The organism is Fulvivirga ulvae, from assembly GCF_021389975.1.
Taxonomy (GTDB): Bacteria; Bacteroidota; Bacteroidia; order Cytophagales; family Cyclobacteriaceae; genus Fulvivirga; species Fulvivirga ulvae.
In genome coordinates this window covers 5,159,836-5,182,657 of sequence record NZ_CP089981.1, presented here as the reverse complement: position 1 = coordinate 5,182,657, position 22,822 = coordinate 5,159,836, and the positions used below count along the sequence as shown (strand labels likewise).

16 protein-coding genes, 1 tRNA gene and 1 pseudogene are annotated in these 22,822 nt (G+C 41.0%); 7 read left to right on the top strand and 11 right to left on the bottom strand.

The annotated features are described in order from the left end of the window. Positions 1 to 141 precede the first annotated feature (141 nt). From LVD17_RS21915 to LVD17_RS21900, 4 genes are all read left to right on the top strand, one after another. Positions 142 to 1,323 carry a glycosyltransferase family 2 protein gene (locus LVD17_RS21915; protein WP_233761315.1) on the top strand — a complete coding sequence of 394 codons (1,182 nt, stop codon included), beginning with the start codon at positions 142 to 144 and terminating at the stop codon, positions 1,321 to 1,323. Between the two features lie 139 nt (positions 1,324 to 1,462). Continuing rightward, the gene (locus tag LVD17_RS21910) at positions 1,463 to 1,732 is read left to right on the top strand and encodes a hypothetical protein (protein WP_233761313.1); all 270 of its coding nucleotides are present in this window, start codon (positions 1,463 to 1,465) and stop codon (positions 1,730 to 1,732) included. Then, complete coding sequence (locus LVD17_RS21905; protein WP_233761311.1) at positions 1,701 to 2,429, top strand: tetratricopeptide repeat protein; 729 nt, start codon at positions 1,701 to 1,703, stop codon at positions 2,427 to 2,429. Before LVD17_RS21910 ends, LVD17_RS21905 begins: the two co-directional genes overlap by 32 nt. Further along, positions 2,426 to 3,427, top strand: coding sequence for a glycosyltransferase family 2 protein (locus LVD17_RS21900; protein ID WP_233761309.1), 1,002 nt, complete (start codon positions 2,426 to 2,428; stop codon positions 3,425 to 3,427). Before LVD17_RS21905 ends, LVD17_RS21900 begins: the two co-directional genes overlap by 4 nt. Here LVD17_RS21900 and LVD17_RS21895 read toward each other — a convergent pair whose 3' ends face one another. Continuing rightward, entirely contained in the window at positions 3,428 to 4,072 is a 645-nt protein-coding gene (locus tag LVD17_RS21895; RefSeq protein ID WP_233761306.1) for a TetR/AcrR family transcriptional regulator, read from the bottom strand. A 104-nt stretch (positions 4,073 to 4,176) separates the two neighbouring features. Here LVD17_RS21895 and ggt point away from each other — a divergent pair. Beyond that, a pseudogene (ggt, locus tag LVD17_RS28735) lies at positions 4,177 to 5,870 on the top strand (gamma-glutamyltransferase). A gap of 76 nt (positions 5,871 to 5,946) precedes the next feature. Here the strand turns inward: ggt and LVD17_RS21885 are convergent. The 3 genes from LVD17_RS21885 to LVD17_RS21875 are packed head-to-tail and all read right to left on the bottom strand — an operon-like array spanning position 5,947 to position 9,028. After that, positions 5,947 to 7,533 carry an OmpA family protein gene (locus LVD17_RS21885; protein WP_233761304.1) on the bottom strand — a complete coding sequence of 529 codons (1,587 nt, stop codon included), beginning with the start codon at positions 7,531 to 7,533 and terminating at the stop codon, positions 5,947 to 5,949. Between the two features lie 18 nt (positions 7,534 to 7,551). Further along, positions 7,552 to 8,397, bottom strand: a complete 846-nt coding sequence (locus LVD17_RS21880; RefSeq protein WP_233761302.1) for a universal stress protein — start codon at positions 8,395 to 8,397, stop codon at positions 7,552 to 7,554. Positions 8,398 to 8,410: 13 nt separating this feature from the next. Next, on the bottom strand, positions 8,411 to 9,028 hold the full coding sequence (locus tag LVD17_RS21875; protein ID WP_233761300.1) for a DNA-3-methyladenine glycosylase: 618 nt from the start codon (positions 9,026 to 9,028) through the stop codon (positions 8,411 to 8,413). Between the two features lie 78 nt (positions 9,029 to 9,106). Between LVD17_RS21875 and LVD17_RS21870 the strand changes: the two genes are divergently transcribed. Continuing rightward, entirely contained in the window at positions 9,107 to 9,973 is an 867-nt protein-coding gene (locus LVD17_RS21870) for a DUF2911 domain-containing protein (protein WP_233761298.1), read from the top strand. Between the two features lie 203 nt (positions 9,974 to 10,176). Here the strand turns inward: LVD17_RS21870 and LVD17_RS21865 are convergent, their stop codons facing one another. The 3 genes from LVD17_RS21865 to LVD17_RS21855 form a co-directional block, all read right to left on the bottom strand. Next, positions 10,177 to 11,892 carry a sodium:solute symporter family protein gene (locus LVD17_RS21865; RefSeq protein WP_233761296.1) on the bottom strand — a complete coding sequence of 572 codons (1,716 nt, stop codon included), beginning with the start codon at positions 11,890 to 11,892 and terminating at the stop codon, positions 10,177 to 10,179. A gap of 148 nt (positions 11,893 to 12,040) precedes the next feature. After that, positions 12,041 to 14,536 (bottom strand): PIG-L family deacetylase, encoded by a 2,496-nt coding sequence (locus LVD17_RS21860; RefSeq protein WP_233761293.1) that lies wholly within the window; start codon positions 14,534 to 14,536, stop codon positions 12,041 to 12,043. Between the two features lie 348 nt (positions 14,537 to 14,884). Further along, positions 14,885 to 15,913: an SDR family NAD(P)-dependent oxidoreductase gene (locus tag LVD17_RS21855; protein WP_233761291.1), complete on the bottom strand. Its 1,029-nt coding sequence runs from the start codon at positions 15,911 to 15,913 to the stop codon at positions 14,885 to 14,887. Between the two features lie 373 nt (positions 15,914 to 16,286). On the opposite strand from LVD17_RS21855, the gene LVD17_RS21850 reads away from it, so the two are divergent. Next, on the top strand, positions 16,287 to 18,590 hold the full coding sequence (locus LVD17_RS21850) for a TonB-dependent receptor (RefSeq protein ID WP_233761289.1): 2,304 nt from the start codon (positions 16,287 to 16,289) through the stop codon (positions 18,588 to 18,590). A gap of 606 nt (positions 18,591 to 19,196) precedes the next feature. Here LVD17_RS21850 and LVD17_RS21845 read toward each other — a convergent pair. The 4 genes from LVD17_RS21845 to LVD17_RS21830 all read right to left on the bottom strand — a co-directional run bounded on the left by LVD17_RS21845 (position 19,197) and on the right by LVD17_RS21830 (position 22,598). Beyond that, positions 19,197 to 19,270 (bottom strand) — tRNA-Thr (locus LVD17_RS21845). Positions 19,271 to 19,395: 125 nt separating this feature from the next. Then, on the bottom strand, positions 19,396 to 21,387 hold the full coding sequence (locus tag LVD17_RS21840) for a DUF349 domain-containing protein (RefSeq protein ID WP_233761287.1): 1,992 nt from the start codon (positions 21,385 to 21,387) through the stop codon (positions 19,396 to 19,398). Positions 21,388 to 21,433: 46 nt separating this feature from the next. After that, the gene (locus LVD17_RS21835) at positions 21,434 to 22,009 is read right to left on the bottom strand and encodes a YqgE/AlgH family protein (RefSeq protein ID WP_233761285.1); all 576 of its coding nucleotides are present in this window, start codon (positions 22,007 to 22,009) and stop codon (positions 21,434 to 21,436) included. A 4-nt stretch (positions 22,010 to 22,013) separates the two neighbouring features. Then, positions 22,014 to 22,598, bottom strand: coding sequence for a MiaE family protein (locus LVD17_RS21830; RefSeq protein WP_233761283.1), 585 nt, complete (start codon positions 22,596 to 22,598; stop codon positions 22,014 to 22,016). Positions 22,599 to 22,822 lie beyond the last annotated feature (224 nt).

Below are 22,822 nucleotides of genomic sequence, written 5' to 3'. Positions count from 1 at the left end.
ATTACACCTATTTTATCTTTGACACATAACATTTTATCCAAAAAGAAAGTTAATTCTTTTGATTTCATGATATGATAAACCTTTTTTGCCGATATTTCCAATGCTCATATTACATCTAAACCTGATCATAAAACACGCTTAATGAAGGAACTTATTGAAATTTGTTTTTGGATATGCATATTCATTGTTGTTTATTCTTACGTTGGCTATGGGTTTCTGCTTTTCCTTCTGGTCAAAATTAAGAGAGCATTCGGCTCTCAAAGATCGATACCTGACATTTCAAAATACCCTGAAGTGACCCATGTCATTGCAGCCTATAATGAAGAAGATTGTATTCGACAAAAAATCGAAAACTCACTTAACATTGATTACCCTGCTGACAAGCTCAAAGTTCTAATTGTAACTGACGGGTCTACAGACGAAACAATGAATATCATTAAAAGTTACCCGGAGGTACAGCACTATCATGAAGACAGTAGAAATGGAAAGATTGCAGCTGTCAATCGTGTTATCAGGTTCATAAAGTCACCGGTCATTGTCTTTTCAGATGCCAACACTACGCTCAATAACGACGCTATAAAGAACATAGCCCGTCATTTCAATGATTCCGAAGTGGGTTTGGTAGCAGGTGAAAAGAGGGTACTCTCTAAGGATGCAGATGGCGCGGCCGCTTCGGGGGAAGGCTTCTACTGGAAGTATGAGTCAAAACTTAAGCAATGGGATTCTGAACTACACTCTGTAGTAGGGGCCGCAGGTGAGTTATTTGCGGTAAGAACCAACCTTTTTGACCCGGTGGATGAAAATATTATTATTGAGGATTTTTATATCTCCCTTAAAATAGCAATGAATGGACATAGAGTGGTTTATGAGCCGGACGCTTATGCTATGGAATCAGGCTCTGCTTCTGTAAAAGAGGAACTAAAAAGAAAAATACGGATTGCTGCCGGAGGCATACAGGCAATAGTCAAACTGGCACCACTGCTTAATATTTTCAGGTATGGCATGCTAAGCTTCCAATATATATCTCACCGCGTATTGAGGTGGACACTTGCTCCTTTGGCATTACCTCTCATCTTTATTACTAATTTCTACCTGGCGCGCTATGGAGGTCAGCTTTACCAGTTAATCTTTGCCCTCCAGTTAGTCTTCTACTTGTTTTCAACAATCGGATGGATTTTGCAAAATAATAACCTGAAATTCAAAATGTTCTTTATTCCTTATTACTTCACTATGATGAACTATGCTGTTTACAGGGGTTTCCTGAGATATGTGAACGGAACTCAATCTGCGGTTTGGGATAAGGCAAAAAGAGCGCAGGCTTAAAGTTTAAGCAGGCCTGATAAAGAGGAAAGTGTCAGTTAGTCTTTATTCAAAGGTAAACCTCTTCCATTTCTCAATAAAATAGACCTTCTTTACGTTTTGATATTTGAGCTACTTGAGACAAATACTTACCATATCACTCTTGATCGTTGCTATACTAATTGGCTGCAACAGAGCTAGTTATATTACTGTAAAGCATGTAAAACCGGTAAATCACAACCGTTATTATAATAAGAAGAAGGACAAACGAAAAAAACGGGTTAAGTATGTTAAAGTAAAAATACTCAAGCAATCAAAAGCCGTAAAACCTCCAAGGGAAAAAACTCCCAAAAAGAAAAAAGTTAAGGAAACTGAAGAAAGTATCCCAGACGAAACACAAAATGAACCAGACAGCACAGGACTTCTTTATTAGAGGTATGGCTTCCTGCCAAGGTGAAAACTACTCCGAAGCGATAGCATTTTTCAGCCAGGCCCTCTCCATAGACTCTGGACATACAGAAGCTCTTTATAATCGCGCAAAATCGAGGTTTAAACTTCGAAAATTCGAGGAGGCCTTGGGGGATTTCAGTAAGCTTATAGAACAGGAGCCGCAAAATGCATTTTATTTTAGTGAAAGAGCTGTTGCATACCATCTTTCCGGAGATAATAAAAAGGCATTGGAAGACCTTGACCAGGCAGTTATTCTGGAACCAAACAAACCTTTCAGATACTCCAGCCGGGCTTTTATCAGGGAACGTGCCGGAGACCTAAAGGGAGCAATAGAAGATTACGAAAAGACTATTGCCCTCGACCCGGAAGATGCTATCGCCTTTAATAACAAAGGACTGGTAGAGGAGAAACTAGGCTACAAAGAAAAAGCACTGAAGAGTTTTGAGAACGCTGACCGACTCGACCCTGCTTATGATCATGAAAAGGCAAAAAAACACGACCCACCTAAACCAAAGCCTGCTACAAACATCAAAAAGCCTGAGCCAGTTGAGCAGGCAGGATATCGGGAAAAGCTGACATTGACAGGCTATTTGCGCCTTGTAAAAAGAATAGTAACTACTAAATCAGAAAGAAAAGAGTTTAGGTCATTCCTAAAGGGTATTTTGAAGAAAAAAACTTGAAAGTATCGGTAATCCTCCCTGTATTTAACTCAGCAGCCACCATTAAAAGAGCTATTGACAGTATATTGGCTCAAACTTTCAAAGACTTTGAACTGATTGTGGTTAATGATGGGTCTACTGATAATACCCAAAGCATTGTAACAGAACTGGCAATAGCAGACAACCGCATCAAATGTTACCACCTCACTCATGGAGGGATAGCCCGGGCACTGAACTTTGGAATAAAAATGTGCAATAGCAAATACATTGCAAGAATGGATGCTGATGACACCTCCTACCCTGACCGTCTTCAATTGCAATTTGACTATTTGGAAAAACACCCGGAAGCCGGACTGGTGTCAGGTCTTGTAAAATATATTGGTGACGCATCAAAAAACAAAGGTTATTTGAAGTATGTAGAGTGGATCAATGGTGTTACCGAACCTCAGCAGATAGCTTTAAAGCGTTTCATAGAATCACCTTTTGCTCATCCCTCAGTTTTTTTCAGGAGAAAACTTATCCATAAGTTCGGAGGTTACTCAGAAGCGAATGTTCCTGAAGACTATGAGCTTTGGCTACGCTGGCTCCACCATGACGTGTCAATGCACAAAATTGATAAAGTTCTGCTGAACTGGTATGACAGCTCCGGAAGGCTTTCCAGAACTACAGGAAACTACAGCAGCGAGAACTTTTACAAAGTCAAAGCATACTATCTGGCCAATTTTTTGGTACAGAAGTTAACCTATACTCCTGCAATTTACATATGGGGAGCAGGCCGGACTGTAAACAACAGGGTAAAGCCATTGCTTTCATTTGGTCTTGAAGTATCAAAGTTTATCGATGTAAAAGCCAGGAAGGATAGTAAATTTATTCACTTTTCAGAGATCCCTTCCCGGCCGGACCCTGGCAAATTAATTATCCTTAGCTTTATTAGTGATAGAAAAGGCAAGATTGAAGTACATGAATTTTTAAGCCGACGTGGATACCAGGAAGGCCGGGATTTTCTCATGATGGCATAATCAGCTCAACCCTTTAAGCAGATTGTCTATGTTTCTCCTGAACAATACTTTAATAGAACTGATCTGCTCAAGATGGGCCGTAACAATAGAGCCGTACAATACCGTAATAAAGAGGTTGGCGAGTTCTTTTGTATGGCTTGAAAGCGTTATTTGCTTCTTAAAAATTGCCTCCAGTAAAAATTTTTCCATCATCTGCGGAATAGACATGATCTGTATCTTGTCAAGGTTAATCTCATTGGGGTAGAGTATCCTTCTTTCAACAGACTTTAATGGAAAGGGAGATGGCGGACGGGTCAGACTGGTAAAGTAACTTATCAGGCTAAGCATGAGTCCCGGATTACGCTCAAAGGTATCAGCCACTTTATCAAACAAATAGTGTATACCTTCAATACCCTCTTTGGGATTGTGATATAAATCTACTGCTCTATCCAAACACCAGGTTCTCAGAAAATAGAGCAGGATATCATCTTTTTGTGGAAAATACTTAAAAAAAGTTACTTTCGAAATACCTACCCGATCGCAAATATCATCAACGTAAAGTTCTGTAAACGACTTTTTACCAACGAGTTGTGTAGAAGCAATTAATATCTCCACCTTAATTCTGGCGGACTTTTTCGCCCTGACCCCTACTTCAATAGTTTCCATAATTCTTATCCAATATAATGTTATTCCCGGAATTTATACATTCAAATGTCTGATAAATCTTACAAGAAAGGATTATATTAGAAATTCCTAAAATATATAACCCAATGATTATCAGATTAGTAATATTTTTGATCACTATATGCCTGTTTAGTTGTAAGTCGAAAGAAGCCGTTAATGAGCATCCTCTTACCGGAGTGATAGCCGATAGCGCGATGGTCGTTTCTGCTCATCCGCTGGCTTCCAGGGTCGGGATAGACATTATCAAAAATGGAGGTAATGCCATTGATGCTGCTGTTGCAGTCCAGTTTGCCCTGGCGGTGGTCTACCCTGCGGCAGGAAACATTGGGGGCGGTGGTTTTTTGATATACCGGGATCATGAAGGTAACACTGATGCATTGGATTACAGGGAAGCAGCTCCTTTAGCATCTTCCAGAAATATGTACCTGAATGAACAGGGTGAGGTTATAGAGCAGCTCAGCCTACTTGGACATTTGGCATCTGGCGTTCCGGGCACTGTGGATGGGATGGTAACCGCTCATGAAAAATATGGCAAACTACCCTGGGCAAGTTTGGTACAACCAGCTATTGAACTGGCCAGAAATGGCTTTCCACTGACCGCCATAGAAGCGAACGGGCTCAACAGCAACATAGAAGACTTTAAACAGTATAACACATCGTTGCCCTCGTTCTTTATCAACGAATGGACTAAAGGCGATACACTTAAGCTACCAGATCTCGCCAACACTTTGGAACGTATCAGGGATGCAAAAAGAGACGGTTTCTATTCAGGAAGAACAGCTGATTTAATTGTGAATGAAATGAGCCGGGGAGGTGGCATTATTACTTACGAAGATCTTAAAAACTACCACTCAATGTGGAGAAAACCTACCAGTACATCATATAAAAACCACAAGGTCATATCTATGTCACCACCATCAAGCGGTGGAGTTGCCCTTGCTCAGTTACTGACTATGATGGAGGACATACCTCTTGCCGAATTCGGATTTCATTCGCCAGAAGCCATACATTATATGGTAGAGGCGGAACGTCGTGTATATGCTGACCGGGCAATCCATCTGGGTGATCCTGACTTTTACCTGGTACCGGTAAAAAACCTGATGGAGGATAGTTATTTAAAAAAAGAATGGACAGTGTTAATAAAAGCCTTGCCACACCCAGTGATTCAGTTGCCGCTGGGGAATTCTCGCTTTATGAATCAGAAGAAACTACACATTTTTCGATTGTTGACAAAGAAGGTAACGCTGTTTCAGTAACCACTACTCTTAATGGTAGCTATGGTTCACATGTAGTAGTTGACAGCGCAGGCTTTCTTCTCAATAATGAAATGGATGACTTTAGCATAAAACCAGGCGTACCAAATATGTATGGTTTGATTGGCGGCGAGGCCAATGCCATAGTACCCCTAAAAAGAATGCTGAGCTCTATGACACCTACCATTGTTGAAAAAGAAGGCAAACTCTACATGGTAGTCGGCTCACCGGGTGGCTCCACGATAATTACTTCCGTTTTTCAAACAGTGCTCAATGTCATCGAATTTGATATGAATATGCAACAGGCCGTATCGGCAGGAAGGTTTCATCATCAATGGAAACCTGATATCGTTTATATAGAAAAAAACAGCATAGATCACGATGTTCTGAAAGAGTTAACGAAGATGGGACATACTATAGAAGTGCGTGAGCCCATAGGCCGGGTAGATGCGATCCTGATAACCCCTGACGGTAAATTAGAAGGTGGCGCAGATCCCCGTGGAGATGATATGGCGATTGGGTTTTGATGCACTTAGTCATTGTTTACCCGTTCACTGTTTACAGTTTACCGGTCTCTGAAAAAATTCAGGCTCCATGCTAAAACTATTCCTTCACAATAGTAAACTCAACCCTCCTGTTTAGTTTACGCTTTTCAGGATCATCGTTGTCAGCAATTGGCCTGTTTCCTCCATAACCTTTACCTGAGACCCGTTTTGGGGAAATACCATGTTTTACCAGGTACTCCTCAACAGCTTCAGCACGCCGTTTAGAAAGTTTCAGGTTATGCTTAGGTAATCCACGGTTATCTGTGTGTCCTTCTAGTCTTATTTTCATAGAAGGGTTCTGTTTCATCAGATCTACAACCAGATTAAGTTCTTCATAGGAGCTCTCCAGAATATTGGGGGTTGACTGTTCAAAAAGTACATTTTCCAGATTTACTGTAGTACCAACGGAAATGGGTTGCAATGTATAGTTCATCTCAACAAGTTTCATCTCACTGGTATAGACATCAAGGGTTTCACGCTTGCTTATATAACCGGGAGCATCTACCCTAACCTCATAAATACCGGCAGCAGGAATACTAAGTGAATAATACCCATTATCGTCAGCTGTAGGAATCTCTTTTTTGTAATTATCTTTACCCGTTACAGTTACAATAGCATTTATATACTCATTACTATTAGCGTCCAGCACTTTACCATAGACAGTAATTGCATTAGGTTCGGCAATTACCGAGTCTCTTTCCATCTCAATGATTTGGATTCCCGTATCCAGCTGTGCCAGTGGTTCGGTCACCTGCATCAGCGAGTCCATTGGTTTCTCCGTGTACATTTTAAGATCACTGTAGCCATCGCTGTTGATAGTAGAAGAGTATAGCGCAAACCCCTCATAGATCTTAAAATCCTTTTCCCTCCCTTTGGTGTTGATGTGATCCAAGGCTGATGGAGTACTCCAGTTTTTCCAACTGTCATCAAGTCTTTCAGACATAAAAATTTCACTACTTCCTTTTCCTCCCCTTCCGTTGGATGAGAAATATAATGTTTTACCGTCATCTGCCAAAAAAGGTGAGAACTCCTGAAATTTGGTATTAATGACACCTCCAAGATTTTTAGGTTCACCCCATGTACCGTTATCCTTCTTCAGGATAACGTACAGATCTTCGCCTCCTTTGGTACCGTAAGACTCCAGTGACATTACCAAAACTTTTCCATCTCCTGATATATAGCCCCCGGAGTTACCTGCTAAATTCTTATAGTAAGGAATATTTATATCTGATGGTACTGACCAGCCTTTACCTTGTTTTGTTGCCTTTGCAATACCCTGAGTTCGCACTGAGCCATTGGATTCGGTATAGTGATTATGGAGGTATATGGTATGACCATCTTTGGAAAAACCAATTACACCATTCCATTCCTTATTATTGAGATTCTTTGCATTTTTCGGGGCAGACCACTGACGGTCAGCAGTCAACGTACTATACCAGATATCTCCTTTATCTATTACCCCTCCTGCATTCTCAGGGTGATTACTTCTGGTAAAATACAACGTATGTCCATCCGGGCTCAAAACCGGATTTTGCTCATCATATATACTGTTAACATTTGTAAACACACGGTCTACATTCTGAGCGATTAAAGAAGTTACACATAAAACCAACAGCAGCACTCCTGAAATACTCTTCCTCATCATATGCGAATTCAACGAAGGTCAATCAATATTATTATCTAATTTCAGCACTAAGAACGGCTTATCGGTAGAATAAGACAAGGTTTTTGTGAGGCTTTTGTGAAACATGCTACCGAGAAATCCTCTGTGTTTTTTATAAACCACCAGGAGGTCACTATTTTCGTCCTGCATAAACTCCTCAATCCCCATACCTATATCATCTTTAAACCTTTTATTAACGAAGTTGATTTTTTTATATTGAATGAAGCTTTTCAATTCGTCAATAAACTTGTTATAGTTTTCTTCGTCATCGCGTAGATTTATATGCAGTACACTTATGCGGGCATCAAAAAGAGTGGCAAAGGAGATCACTTCCTGTATGGCCATTCTATCCTCTTTCATAAAATCAGAGGCATAAACAATCTTCTTAAAACCTCCGAATGACGCACTTTTGGGTACGCAGAGTATGGGGATTTTAGCTTTCTCAATAATATCTTCTGTATTGCTGCCAAAAAACACTCCCCTGACTCGACTAATCCCGGTGGTACCCATAACGATAAGATCATACTGCCCTTCGGAGATCATATCCAAAATTCGATCGGTCAGCTCCCCGAGCTCTACCTGATAATCACAATTGAGCAGCCCCTCTGATTTATAATCTTCATTAATCTGGTCTGCCAGCTTTTTAACCTTGGCCGTAGCCATACCTAACAGCTCTTTAAAAGAGCGGCCTATGGAGGCCTCACCAACTATTTTGTTAAAGTCATTTTCAGTGAAAATATGTACCAGAGTAACCGTGGAACGGAACTTCTTACCAATCTCCACTGCAAACTCTATAGCATTCAGTGAAGTATCAGAAAAATCTACAGGACATAATATCTTGTTCATTGACACAAATATACTATTTAGAATAGAAAGTTTTATAAGTGTTATTGCCTTTGCTGACCCACGGATTATCCTTTAGTGTGAATCTCCATGGCAATAAAGCATCTTCCTCCGCGTAAGCTACTCCAATCCGTGGTGATTCATTGATCACGCCTCTTTCAACACGATTATCCTCCAGCCAAATATTGTCTTCGAACAGGGTAATTTTGTTGTGTTTCAGGTTAATACCCAAGGCCTGAGACAGCTTTCCGGGCCCGGAAGTCAGCGCAGTACTTTCACTGTCAAGACCTCGGCGAGACAGCATGGTTTCCATTCCCACTACCGGTTCAACTGCACGTATCAAAACAGCCTCGGCTGTGTCCTGCCTGTTAGTAACTATATTGAAAAGCTTATGTATACCATAGCATAAGTATACGTAGCAGGTTCCACCCTCATGAAACAGTGTATCAGTGCGTGCCGTTCTACGATTATTATAGGCATGGCAGGCCTTTTCAGTATAGGAATACGCTTCTGTTTCTACAACAATTCCCGCTGTAAGTTGTTTATCAAAATTTGTAAAGAGGGTTTTTCCTAAAAGATCACGAGCCACTTCGGTAACTGAATTCCTCAAAAAAAATGATTTATCAAGCTTCATCTACTTCCTTGTTCTATTGTCAACAAAATTCTCTAATTTTCGTTATCAAATTTGAAATTTAACCAAACCACAATTAACATGAAAAAAACAATACTATCTGTTCTGGCATCGTTTTGTTTTATTGCCGGTGCTATGTCTCAGATCAGCACCCCGCAAGCAAGCCCTGCCGGCTCTGTTTACAGTAAAGTAGGACTAACTGACGTTACGATCGATTACTACAGACCAAAAGTAAAAGACCGTAAAATCTTCGGAGAAGGGAAAGACTACTTACAACCTTACGGAGAAACCTGGAGAACAGGCGCTAACTCAGGCTCAAAGCTTACTTTAAGTACCGAAGCTCAGATTGCTGGTACTAAAGTGCCCGCAGGAGAGTACCTGATATTTACTGTTCCCGGCAAAGATGAGTGGAGCTTCATGCTTTATTCAGACCTTACCATAGGTGGCAATGTATCTGCTTATGACAAGAAAAATGAAGTGGTGAACACTACTGTAAAACCAACTAAACTTACTCAAAAAGTAGAAGCACTAACTTTTAATATTGCAGATATCAGTGACGATAATACCTCTGCAAACATTCAGCTGACATGGGACGATGTATCTGTTAAAATTCCCTTGAAGGTTGAGTTTGATGAAGTTGTAATGAAAGATATTGCAGCAAAAACAAAAGTTAATCCTTCAAACTATGTTGTTGCAGCAAACTATTACTACAATACCGGTAAGGACCTAAACCAGGCTTTGGAATGGGTAAACAAGTATCTCGCTGAAGGTGATAACTCCAAACAATTCTGGAATGTACACTTAAAAGCTCAGATTCTGGCCAAGATGGGTAAGAAGAAAGAAGCTATTGAGACAGCTAAAAAATCTATAGAAGCTGCTAAAGCAAGCCCTCAGGGAGATTTTGGTTATGTAAAAAGAAATGAAGACCTGATTGCCAGTCTGAAGTAATCAGATAATTTATCTAATAAAAAACAGCCAGGAGCTAAATGCTTCTGGCTGTTTTTTTATTCATTTAACGTTGCTTGAAAGAACGGTACATAATTTCAAAACTGTACTTTCTGTTCGGGAAAAAGCTCTTCATGTATAAATACTTCAGGAGTTACTAGGTCTCTTCAATAATAATTAATTAGTTATTAAAATAACTCGCAACATTATGCTGCCTGCCTGGAATCAGCATTCCCATTTGCACCTGGCAAAATAAGCTGAAACAGCATAGAGATTATTACTACCAGCGCACAACCTATGGCATTGTACCATAAATAGCTGATCTCAAAAGTATAAAAGCTTATAATAACGATGATCTGCGCCATAACAGCCGCAATAAACACCGCATTGCCTTTTACAAATTTCACAAAGAATGCCACAAGGAAGATCCCCAGTATGGTACCATAGAATATCGACCCCAGGATATTAACCGCCTCAATAAGGTTTTCCAGAAGGCGGGCAAACAAGGCAAAACCTATGGCCACAACACCCCAAAATGCCGTTAAAAGCTTTGAAGCGACCAAATAATGCTTATCTGACCCTTCCTTTTTAATCAGTCTTTTATAAAAATCGACCGATGTAGTTGAGCCAAGTGCATTTAGTTCTCCGGAAGTGGAAGACATGGCAGCCGAAAAAATAACGGCAAGCAGTAAACCAATTACTCCTTTGGGCAGATAGTTCATGATAAACGTAAGAAATACATAATCAGAATCCTTAGTTTCAACTTCAGGATCATGGGCTAACAAAAGGCCTTTTAGTTCACCTCTTATCTCTTTGGCCTCGGCATCACTTTGCCGTACCTGCTCAGTTAAGGAAGCCACTTTTCCATTTTCATTTTGCTCCATGGCCACCACAAGGTCTTCCAGCTGCTGCTTCTTTAACTCAAAATTTTGGCTATAGGCACTTTCCAACTGCTCAACCTCATCCCGGTATTCAGTACTGTATATCTGCTCCATTTCAGCCTGTTTGAAATACAATGGCGGTTGTACAAATTGGTAAAAAACGAATACCATAACCCCTACAAAAAGGATAAAGAACTGCATAGGCACCTTTAATATGGCGTTAAAGATCAATCCCAACCTGCTTTCGGCAACCGAGGTACCGGTCAGGTAACGTTGTACCTGTGACTGATCGGTTCCGAAATATGAAAGTGCCAGAAACAAACCACCAGTTAAGCCTGTCCAGATTGTATATCGTTTTTCAGGGTCAAATGAAAAGTCAACGGCCTCTAACTTGCCCATTTTACCTGCAATGTGAATTGCATTATTAAAAGAAAGATAGTCAGGGAGGTGATCTATGATCATAAAAAAGGCTACGAACATACCACCCATAATTACAGCCATTTGATATTTTTGTGTCAGACTAACAGCTTTTGTGCCTCCGGATACTGTATAGATCACAACCAGTATACCTGTAACAAGTATGGTAAGTGAAAGGTCCCATTTGAGCATGGTAGATAAAATAATAGCCGGAGCATAAATAGTAATGCCTGCGGCAAGACCTCGCTGTACAAGAAACAAAAATGCTCCCAGGGAGCGTGTTTTCAAATCAAATCTGTTTTCGAGAAACTCATATGCAGTATATACCTTAAGCTTATAGAATATAGGGATAAATACTGCTGAAACTATGATAATAGCTATAGGAAGGCCAAAATAATTTTGAACAAAAGCCATCCCTGACTCATACGCCAATCCTGGAGTGGACAAAAATGTGATGGCACTGGCCTGGGTTGCCATTACAGACAAGCCAATGGTTCCCCACTTCATTGAGTTATCCCCTAGCAGATAGTCATTAATATTTTTGCTTCCTCTGCTCTTCCATATACCATATACAACAATAAACAATAATGTACCTAATAGTACCGTCCAGTCGATTATGCTCATGAGTAATGGCTGGTAAAAAGATAGAAGAGTATGATTAAAAAAACGAGATTGCCCAGCACGAGAAGATACCAGCCCTTCCAGTTTTTAAAGTATGGAGGCTTTTCCTCCGTGCTTAAGTCCTTGTTCTGCTCTGTCATAATATCTTATATCAGGGCTTGTTGGCCTCAGCTTTTGATGAATTTGTTCCCAACGAAACAAGATTTACAAAGATCCGGTAAGCTCCGGGTACTCCGGCAGGAAGCTCTCTGAACCATGAATATCCGGTATAGATATAATATCCTTCCCCATACTTAGCGATCAACAGTCCCCCTTCCTTTGCTTTTTCGCCCTTATCATGGCTGGACAGCAGAGCAGTATATTGTTCATCCCACTTGTCAGGAAAGTAAAGACCCCGCTCCTGCACCCAGCCGTCAAAATCCTTATCCGTTATCTTATTAGGAATACTCATAGCGGGGTGCTTTGGCTCGAGGATTTTCACCTCCGCTTCTTCATCTGCTACCCTGTCACGCGACAATTCGAGAGGGTATGGTGCAAAATGATCTGTTTTCAGTCTGAAGTTTGTATTGTACTGGACAATTAATGTTCCCCCCTGCTTTACATATTCAAGAAGATCATTCATATAGAAATTGATACGCTCATTGGTATTCAAAGCCCGTACTCCTAATATAGCAGCGTCCAGCTTTGCAAGATTTTCAGGAGTAACTTCATCCTCTTTCATCTCCCATACTTCATATCCTATCTCTCTCAAAGCAGCTGGTATGGCATCACCTGCTCCCTGAATATACCCCACCAGTTCACCACGCTTTTCGATATCTATCTTTACCACTTTGGATTCAGCCTCAGGCATGAGCAACTGGGTAGGGATATGCTCATAATCTATGGTGATGAGGCTATTATCAAATGTCTTTCCATTCATCAGCATTACCGCCTTAATCGTCCCTATACTCTGCCTATCAGGGGGTGTCAGCCTGAAATGAAACTTTCTCTCCTCTCCTTTTGAGGTCAACTGGTAGTTTTGTTCTGCAGGTTCAGCTTTCCAGCCTTCAGGCACCTGTAACTTTACCGTACCATCCACACCATCCCTGCCTGCTTTTAAGGTCACCTCCACTTCCTTGGATGCGGTTTTTGAAAAAATATATACGGGTTCGGAAATGTTGGCAAATATAGGAGGTGTAATCACAAATGGTCTGTATTGCTCTCCTTTAACCGGATCATTCCATTTATAAACAACCGGTGTAGTGTAAACTATCTCCTGCCCTCCTATTTCCAGAACAAACTTTACAGGGATGGCCGGATCATTTTCAGGTTGCCCAATCAAATGCTGATCATCTACTTTATAAGTACCTAAAGTCCCCGGTTGGCGTAGCCAGTATGGTTTGGAGTACTCCCTGTCCTCAGGAATATTAAGTGCAGTTTTGAAAGTAATGTCTTTATTTTCCGTCAATTCCAAATTGGCGATCGTATCTGCAAGTGCGTTGTATTTTACTTGCTTTAATTTTACAGAAAAACCAGATCGATTGATAACCTCAACGGTCAGCGCAATCTGATCACCCGGTGTTACAGAATAGTCACCCGCCACAACTTCCAGAAACAAACCCGTCACTGATTTGATTAATTCATCAACCTGCTTAAGTTTTAACACCTTCCAGTATTCATCTTTAAGTCTTGATATCTCACCTCTTGCCTCCAGCAAATAAGGCATGATCAAAGCCGGATGGGCAGGGTCATAAGCAGCTATAGCTTTCTCTACAATCGTACCGATCTTTTCTCCTCCTTTTACCCTCTTCCATGAAGTATCAATGCCTTCAAATATATCTTTCTCGGCCTTATCTCCCGCCATGTACTCCAGAAATTCTAATTGCTCACCTCTGCTACCGCTTGAGCCAAACCCCTGGCTTTTGTGCTGACTTCTGCTCAATGCTGCTATTTCGGTGTAGGACTTACCAAGCAATGCATTATAACCTCCCACATCAATTGTAAGTACTCCGGGGGTTTCCGAGTTAATTTCAGGACTCCACCACCTGCCGGTATTCATGTAGAGTCTTTTGGGTTCCCATGTGCTTACATGTTTAAGCTGATCCGGATACTTGCCCTTAGCGCCAGCGAGGGCCATGGCCTCTTCCGCCATAATGGCCGAAGTGGTATGATGTCCATGACCGGCCCTTTCATCCGGAGGGAAACGGGTAATTATTATATCCGGACGAAAGTTTCTGTAAACCCACACCACATCTGAAAGTACCTGTTCCCTATTCCATATTTCCTGCGTTTCATCGGCAGACTTTGAATAACCAAAATCATTGGCTCTCGAAAAGTACTGTTGCCCCCCATCAATGCGTCTGGCTGCAAGTAACTCCTGGGTCCTTATCACCCCCAAAGCCTCCCTTATTTCCGGACCCACAAGGTTCTGTCCACCGTCTCCACGGGTAAGAGATAAATATGCGGTATTGGCAAGCCTTTCATTGGAGAGATAAGATATTAATCTAGTGTTTTCGTCATCAGGGTGCGCCGCTACATACAGAGCATTACCTAAAAAATTAAGTTTTTTCAGCTCAAGCAAAATATCAGCAGCATTTGGCTTTTCCGGTCTCTGAGCCTCGGCAGTAAATACCACACAGAGCAACAATAGCAGGTACATTTTTCTCATAAACTTTCTTTATTGAATGCACACACCCCAACACCCTGCAAGGTTTTAAAGGTACATGTACAAATGCGATAGCTAGCAATTTATTAGCATATTGAAAACATTAACGCTAACGGCTGCAAAGATTAAAGGTTTAGAGAACATTTCAAGAAAAAGACCAAAAATTACAGGAGCGGCTCCTGTTTTGAGTGATGGTTTTAAATATGGAACTGCGACAATAATAGTGAACGCCACTTAATGGACATGGTAATCAGTGTTCGGTGTGAAAGTGAACGGTACACTAACCGGTGAACAAGTGAATTATTAATTGTAAAGGCTCCCGAAGCTCTGAGAACTCCTGAAGCCTTTTACTTATGGCAACTCATTGTTTTCTATTTCGGCTTTTTCTGTTTTCCTTGTTAGTACAGACTGAGATAGCCTGGTGTCACTTTCATAGCCCTTTTTAGACTTTTTACTGGCTCCCCTCGTCCCGGGAAGTAGCCTGTTCACCGCCTCAAAGGCTGAAATGGTCAGATTGGGCGCAATGCCATGAATAGCTTCTGCTAATTTTGCAGGGAAGCCGAGCGTTAAGGAGCTGTCACCATTCTCAAGTGCTTTAATAATTTGGCTAGCCGCCTTTTCTGCACTCATAGACACAACAGGTAAAGAATCAGAGATTTTGAACCATGCATATTCCTCTTCATGGCGTCCTTTCACATCGATATTTCTTGGACTTCCCGTTCTCATTAATCCGGGGTACACGGTGGTGATCCTTATTTTATCCTTTTTCAATTCTGCCGTCATTCCTTCGGACAGACCTGCAAGTGCGTATTTACTGGCATTATAGGGCAACAAATGTGGAAAGCTGACTTTACCTCCAATAGAAACAATATTGACAACGCGGCCTCCCTTCCTCTTTTTCATGCCGGGCAACACTTCTTTCATCACATAAAAAGGCCCCCAGAAGTGAACTTTCATAGCATTTTCAAAATCCTGCTCTGTCATGGTTTCCATTGGCCCAACCTGGATAATACCTGCATTGTTGATGAGTACGTCTACAGGTCCCATGATGCTTTCTGTTTCATCTATCATTGTTCTTATCTGCTCCTTATCAGTAATGTCACAGGGTATGGCCAAATAATTTTGGGTAATGGTAGACAGCTCGTGTGCTGCGGCACTCAGTTCTTCCTCATCCCTTGCGCATACCACTACCTTTGCTCCTTTTTCCGCCAATTGTCTGGCCATTACTATCCCTAACCCGCGGGAACCTCCGGTGATCAACACCACTTTATCCTTTAAATTATACTTTGTAGCAGCCTTTATGAGCATTCGTGTCAACAGTATACCTCCTACTGCTGCACCACCAATTACGAACTTGTTTAATCGTGATAACTGTACCATTGTTGATTTTTTTTTAAAAATGATCACTTATTCTATTAAGGATATGCCGCAAATAAAATACCGTGTTTCAAACCTTAAAACAGGACCGTAAGAGCTGGCCGAAAATCAATGTTGTGTAAAAAACCGGCCATCTGTCGAGGAAAAAATGAACCATCTCGTTCACCCGGGTCACCCCTTACCGTTCACTGATAACTCCAGCCATAATGAAAGTTCACTTCGACCTCCGGTCTTCCGATTTTGGACTTTATCTAACCTCTTACATTCCCTCAGCACATGCAAGACCATGTATAACCTTCAGATGCTTTTTATGTTGATAAGGGGGGTCGCGTATTAGTTTTTTTAATTCTCAAATCAGGCTACCTTAGAATAAAATATGAGGCAATTTATAGTAACAAGTGTATTTTTTATAATACCGGCACTTTACCAGTGGTTATATGGACAGACGATTACAGGTCAGGTAGTAGATGCTGCCCACAGTGAGCCTTTATACAATGTGTCAGTTATCATTTTAGAAGATAGCACCGGTACAGTCACCAATGATCAGGGATATTTCAGTCTAAAAGCACCTCACAGTAACCCTGTTTACCTTAACGTATCCCATCTGGGGTACACTTCTGAAAACGTCTATGCAAAAGCCGGTGATTTCGTCAAACTGAGGTTAGAACCATCAGAGACTAACCTACAGGAAGTAATTGTCAAAGCTTCTCAGATCAATGAGGCCCATAGAGAAGTTCCCGGCGCGGTCAATCTCATTACCCGTAAACAGCTTCATCGCAATGATGAAACAACTGTGACTCCTGCCCTTAATCGCCTGCCCGGTGTTTATATGCACTCAGGAAGCCTGAATACTAACAGGATCACCATTCGTGGTATCGGCGCCCGCACACCCTATGGCACCAATAAAGTCCGTGCCTATTTTGATGACATCCCTCTGACATCAGGCGAAGGAGAAACTACAATTGAAGACATCGATCTGGCTGCTATCCAACGTATAGAAGTTATCAAAGGGCCTAACTCCAGTGTATATGGTGCAGGGTTGGGTGGTACAATTAACCTGACTTCGCAGGTAACGGATGAAAGTGGTTTATCTGCAAAAAGTACTGTGGGCTCATACGGGCTTAGGAGGACAACAGCCTCGGCAGCCATAAATGGTGAACGGAACCAACTTAACCTTACCTATGCCGATATACATACTGATGGCTACCGGCAAAACAGTGAGTATGACAGACAATCATTTATTTTCACTTCCAAAATCGCCCCAAATGAGAAAACCGCTATTTCTGTTTTAGGCCTTTACACTCACCTGAAAGCATACATTCCAAGCTCTGTCAATGAAGAAACTTTCAACACCTCTCCTTCTTCCGCTGCCTATACCTGGCACCAGTCGCGTGGGTATGAAGCTTACAACAAAGCTAATCTGGGTATCTCCTATCAATATCAAATCACCAACAATCTTGAAAGTATTACAAGTACATTTTTAACCTTTCGGGATGCTGATGAACCAAGGCCTTTTGACATTCTTCGGGAGAACTCCATAGCCACTGGTTTAAGATCGCGGTTGATATGGAGTACAGATGTGCTTCAAAGGAAAATGACCTGGAGCGGTGGCTTTGAATACTTCACCGACTGGTACCAGTGGTCAACGTATGAAAACCTTTATGAACAGAATCCCGGTTCAGGCAGCATACCGGGAAACATCCTCAGTGACAATGAGGAGCACCGGTATTATTACAATCTCTTTGCCCAGATCAACTGGAAACTCACTCAAAAGCTTTCTTTTCAGGCAGGGCTTAACAGTAACAAAACGACCTTTAAACTGGATGACTATTACGCAGATAGTATCAATCAATCGGGATCTTATGATTTCGCCACCATCTGGTCACCAAGGGCAGGTGTAGTTTACCAAATTAAAGACGAGCACAGTGCATATGCTTCCGTTAGTCACGGCTTCTCTCCTCCCAGTGTTGCCGAAACTCTTACACCGGAAGGGAGTACAAATACCAACATTCAACCAGAAACTGGCTGGAACTATGAGATCGGCAGTAAAAACTCCTGGCTAAACAACAGGCTGTATACTGAAATTTCCATATACCGCATGGATATTGACAACCTCCTGGTGGCACAGAGAACAGGCCCTGACACCTATGTAGGCATAAATGCTGGGAGAACCTTGCATGAAGGCTTGGAGGTCATTATGCAAATGGACATTCTCAAAAACTCCTCATGGTCAAGCAGGCCATTTTTATCAGCAACTTTCATGAACTATAGATTTGATAAGTTTACCAGTGAAGAAAAGAATTATTCCGGCAATGATCTCACTGGTGTGCCTTCTCGTACAGTTAATTTTGGTGTTGACTTAAATTCCGAGTCAGGCATCTATCTTTACAGTAACTATCAATACACCGGCAACATTCCTCTAAATGACGCTAATAGTCTGTATAGCGACAGCTACTCTCTGGTAAACCTTAAAATTGGCTATCAGCGTCATATTTTTAAAAACTTCGAATTCGATGCTAGCGCAGGCATCAATAACCTGCTTGACGAACACTATGCATCCATGGTATTAGTGAATGCAGTCGGGTTCGGAGGTTCGGCTCCCAGGTACTACTATCCTGGTTTACCAAGGAATTTTTATGGGAGTTTGGAAATCCGGTATTCAGTAGACAACCGACAATAGCAGTAATGAACTATTTTTCGATTATGTGACAGCTTTGGTAATCAGTAGTGTTCGGTAAGCGGTAAACAGGTGATCTGCAAATGGTGAACAGGGTCTTACATCCCAATACCTGTATGTGTGCAAAATAGTATTGTATTTTATGGCTTGGCTTTCCTATGGCACAGATTTGCTTTTCGTTCTTCTAAACCCCTCCAATGCTATTAAGGCGTCCCTACAGGACAGTCTAACTTAAATCGCTATTTTTCAAATATTTTATCCATGCACATCAGTAGATGCAAATTAAAAGGACTTTTAAACTGCATGTTGAAAAATGAATAATAGTTAAATATTAGAAATTAAATAGTTATAAAAATGAGCCATTCCGTATTACCGGTGCTAAGACAAAAAAATACTTTTGGACTTATACAACTGCTCTATTTTCTGGTAAAAATATGGGGTCAGAAGCTATTAAACTTTAGTGATTTTTGATGCTTCATCATTTTAATCAGGGAGAAGTAACCGGGGCTGGTTGAAAATAATTGAGTTACAAAAAATCTCTCTGATTTTATCTTTAATTTTAAACAATAAAGCCACTCAATCTAAGATTAAGTGGCTTTTTATTTTCAGAGCCCCCAGTCGGATTCGAACCAACGACCTACTGATTACAAGTCAGTTGCTCTGGCCAGCTGAGCTATGGAGGCTTCTAATTTCCTTATTTTTCCCCTTCCTCCGCTCACTTTCTGAGCGGTTGTTGTCGTAAGGGATTGCAAATGTAATGTACGGATTTTTAAATACAAATTTTCGAAAGAAAAAAATTCAAAAAAAATTAAGATGCTGTTCTAATGATCCTTAATTGCTGTTTAAGGTTCTTTAATTCATTAGTTGCAGCTTTAATTTTTTGGCTAAATTCATCTTTTAATTTGTCTGCTGTTTTTGAATCTGCAAAAAATTCAAGGTTATTTTTCCATAGGGAGATGTCATGTTCAACCTTACTGATCTGCTTTTTGATCGCTTGTTCTTTTCTGTAGATTTTTTGATCAGCATTAGGCCCGCTCAATATTCTGTTAACCTGGTTTTCAATCCGTATTGCCTGGCGGTCTTCATTAGAGATGCCTTCCATATTGTTGATAAACTTATCAACAACCTCGGAGTAACGGCTCTTGATCTTTGAAATGCTGTTTCTGGGTACAAATCCGATGTCAAGATACTCATCTTGTAAATCGCGAAGTCTTTCCAGGTCCTCCGGGCTATCTTTAGCCAATTGCTCTATTTGATTACAGATATCTTCCTTCTTTTTAAGGTTCTCCTCAAACTCCTTCTCTACCTCGCTGTTTTTGGATCTTTTATTGTTAAAGAAATGGTCAGCCGCTTCTTTAAATTCTTTATAGACAGACTCTCTTTGCTTTTCCGGCACTGGTCCTATTTCCTTCCACTGTCTTTGAAGTTTTTTAAACTCCTCAGCTGTTTTTTGCCAGTCAGTGCTGTCCTTTATTTCAAGGGCATGTTGTACAAGTTCCTTTTTCTTTTCCAGGTTACCCTCTCTTTGTGCGTCCAGCTTTTTAAAGAAGGCACTTTTGTTATTGAAGAAAGTTTTAAATGTACCCCAGAATTTCTTGTTTACTGCCTTGGCTTTAGCTCGGGGTAAACCGCCTACTGCTTCCCATCTTTTCTGTACCTCAAGTATCTCCTTGGTTTTCTGGTTCCACTCTTTGATCCTGTCAGAATCAAACTCCGTAAAAGGCTGAACCTCTTCTGCCAGTTGTTCTTTTACTTTCAGGTTTTCTTCCAGCTCAGATTTCAGTAGTTCTACAAACTCCTTTCTCCTGGCATAAACTTCATCAGATGCCGATTTAAATCGCTGCCATAATGCTTCCTGTTCTTCTTTGGGGACAGGGCCAACATGCTTAAAATCATCATGAAGCTCATTAAGTTCTTTGATGGCCTCTTTGAGATTTTCATGGCCTGCAAGTTTTTCGGCACGCTCACAAAGCTCCAGTTTTGATTCGAGGTTCTTTCTTCTGTCAAGCTCTTTAAGCTCAAAATATATACTTCGGTTATCATAAAACCGGTCAACAAGGGCATTGTAATTTGCCCATAGTGTTTTGGCCTGGGCACCGGGGATTGGCCCTATATTTTTCCACTCGTTTTGCAGGTCCTTAAAGGAGTTAAAACTAATATTAGTTTCCTCAGAGTCTACAAACTCACGCAGTTTTTCAAGTATTTCCTGCTTCCTTTTAAGATTAACCTCTTTCTGCTGCTCCTTTTCTTTTACAAAAGCTGATTTCCTGTCTCTTATCAGCTTATAGTTAGCATCAAAACGATTGGCTAATTCATCATACTTAAACTCAAAATCGACCTCTTCGCCACCATCAGCAATGAATTTATCCAGGGCCTCTTTTCTTTCACCTTCCCTTATATCATCAAATAAAGGCTTTATTTCCCGCACAACACGATCTGCTTTCTGGACATTATCATCTTTGGCCAGACTCTTAATCAACTCCACAAGTTCTTCCTTGGAATAGTTGGAATAGTCTACATGCTCATCGTCATCATCATCGTCGTCATGTTCTTCATCATGATCATGCTCATCATCTTTCGCATTGACCTTTTCCGAAGATTCATTAACGATTTCCTCCTGATTTTTTATGGGCTCCTGATTATCTTCAGTAGTGTTCTCTTCTTGCTGACCAGTGGTATCCGTCACTTTCTCGTTTTCCTGAGAACTTTCCTGATTCTTCACCTCATCAGTATTTTCTTCTACTTCCTGATTATCAGTATTGATGTTTTCCAATTCCTTTATATCCTTCTCTTTATCCATTTGTGCAGTTTTTCAACCTCTATAACTGTAAAAATAATAAAATCATTCAATTTAAACGTGGGTCTGTTGGATAATTTGAATATACATTAAACCTCCCTCCCAATTGCTTCAGAACAACTTTCCACAGGTTTTCACCATTTTCAGCGAAAACCAGATCAGGTGTGGCATAGTTTGCCACGATCCACGACTCCGCTTTTAACTCTTCCTCAAGCTGCCCTGATCCCCAGCCTGAATAGCCGATAAAAAACCTGAAATCATCAGCCTTAATTTGTTTGGTATCAATAAGTATCATCAATTGCTCAAAATTCCCACCCCAGTACAGGCCGTTGCCTACCTCAACGCCACCTTCCAGGTAATCGGCTTTATGAATAAAATGCAATGTATCCTGCTGCACTGGTCCACCTATATATACCGGCTGGCTGAAGTCACGGATATCTTCAACTATCTCGTCGAGGGCTACGGCAGAAGCCTTGTTCAACACAAAGCCAAACGAACCTTCATCACTATGTTCACATAGCAGCACCACCGTTCTTTCAAAATTCGGGTCAGGCAAAAACGGCTCGGAAATAAGCAAACTTCCTTTTCCCGGCTTTTGGTTATTATTGAATTTGAAATAGTCCATAACGTTAATGCAATGCGGGTTGAAGAGGTAAAGACTTTAACACCTCCGCCTCTATTAAGTTTAATTCTTCTAATCTCCTGTAGGTAGTGTCTTCGTCAAAATAGATCAATGCCATTTTTACAAAAATATTACCATGCTTGGCCTCTGAGGCCCACAGGTTATGATAGAAAGTCTTTAACTCACCGGGCTCCAGTGCTTCATATACGAGGCGAAAGCGTTCTGCACCCCTGCATTCGATAATTGAAGCCAACAACAGCCTGTCCATAAACCTGTCTTCTCTCCCCGACCGACAGTGGTCAATCAGTTTTTTCACATAAATATCCTGCCCCATTTCAGGAGGAAGGGCGACTCCCCGCTGCTGCATGATCTGGTAAACCGACCTGAAATGTTCCAGTTCCTCTACAGCGGTATCTATAAGTTCAGGAATTATTTCCAGTCTATCCGGGTGTTTGGCAACAAAACTCATGGCCATGGCCGAAGCTTTGCGTTCACAGTTAGCATGATCCTGCAAAAACGCGTCAAAATCATGCATTACCGTATCCACCCATGCCGGGCTACTTTCACAAGCCAGATCAATACTTAATTTCATTATTTTTTATGAATTTTTAAATCATTTTTTATATAATTCCTGCGCAGCGCTTTCAACATGCTCTATGCCCTACATTACTTATATCAAATCCGATCAGAATCAGGTAGTTGGCAACCTGTATATTATGATGTTCAGAATTTAGCTTTTCGTTCAGCCCTCAATTAAAAGGAAAAGATTTATTTATTAAAAATACTTGGGGTATTAATAGTCAAAGATTTTAAATT

Bases quoted from the DNA above. Each gene is read 5' to 3' on its own strand.
- LVD17_RS21860 (WP_233761293.1), bottom strand. From the start codon at position 14,536: ATGAGAAAAATGTACCTGCTATTGTTGCTCTGTGTGGTATTTACTGCC.
- LVD17_RS21830 (WP_233761283.1), bottom strand. From the start codon at position 22,598: ATGAAATTAAGTATTGATCTGGCTTGTGAAAGTAGCCCGGCATGGGTG.
- LVD17_RS21905 (WP_233761311.1), top strand. From the start codon at position 1,701: ATGAACCAGACAGCACAGGACTTCTTTATTAGAGGTATGGCTTCCTGC.
- LVD17_RS21835 (WP_233761285.1), bottom strand. From the start codon at position 22,009: ATGGACTATTTCAAATTCAATAATAACCAAAAGCCGGGAAAAGGAAGT.
- LVD17_RS21915 (WP_233761315.1), top strand. From the start codon at position 142: ATGAAGGAACTTATTGAAATTTGTTTTTGGATATGCATATTCATTGTT.
- LVD17_RS21885 (WP_233761304.1), bottom strand. From the start codon at position 7,533: ATGATGAGGAAGAGTATTTCAGGAGTGCTGCTGTTGGTTTTATGTGTA.
- LVD17_RS21865 (WP_233761296.1), bottom strand. From the start codon at position 11,892: ATGAGCATAATCGACTGGACGGTACTATTAGGTACATTATTGTTTATT.
- LVD17_RS21895 (WP_233761306.1), bottom strand. From the start codon at position 4,072: ATGGAAACTATTGAAGTAGGGGTCAGGGCGAAAAAGTCCGCCAGAATT.
- LVD17_RS21875 (WP_233761300.1), bottom strand. From the start codon at position 9,028: ATGAAGCTTGATAAATCATTTTTTTTGAGGAATTCAGTTACCGAAGTG.
- LVD17_RS21855 (WP_233761291.1), bottom strand. From the start codon at position 15,913: ATGGTACAGTTATCACGATTAAACAAGTTCGTAATTGGTGGTGCAGCA.
- LVD17_RS21850 (WP_233761289.1), top strand. From the start codon at position 16,287: ATGAGGCAATTTATAGTAACAAGTGTATTTTTTATAATACCGGCACTT.
- LVD17_RS21880 (WP_233761302.1), bottom strand. From the start codon at position 8,397: ATGAACAAGATATTATGTCCTGTAGATTTTTCTGATACTTCACTGAAT.
- LVD17_RS21840 (WP_233761287.1), bottom strand. From the start codon at position 21,387: ATGGATAAAGAGAAGGATATAAAGGAATTGGAAAACATCAATACTGAT.
- LVD17_RS21870 (WP_233761298.1), top strand. From the start codon at position 9,107: ATGAAAAAAACAATACTATCTGTTCTGGCATCGTTTTGTTTTATTGCC.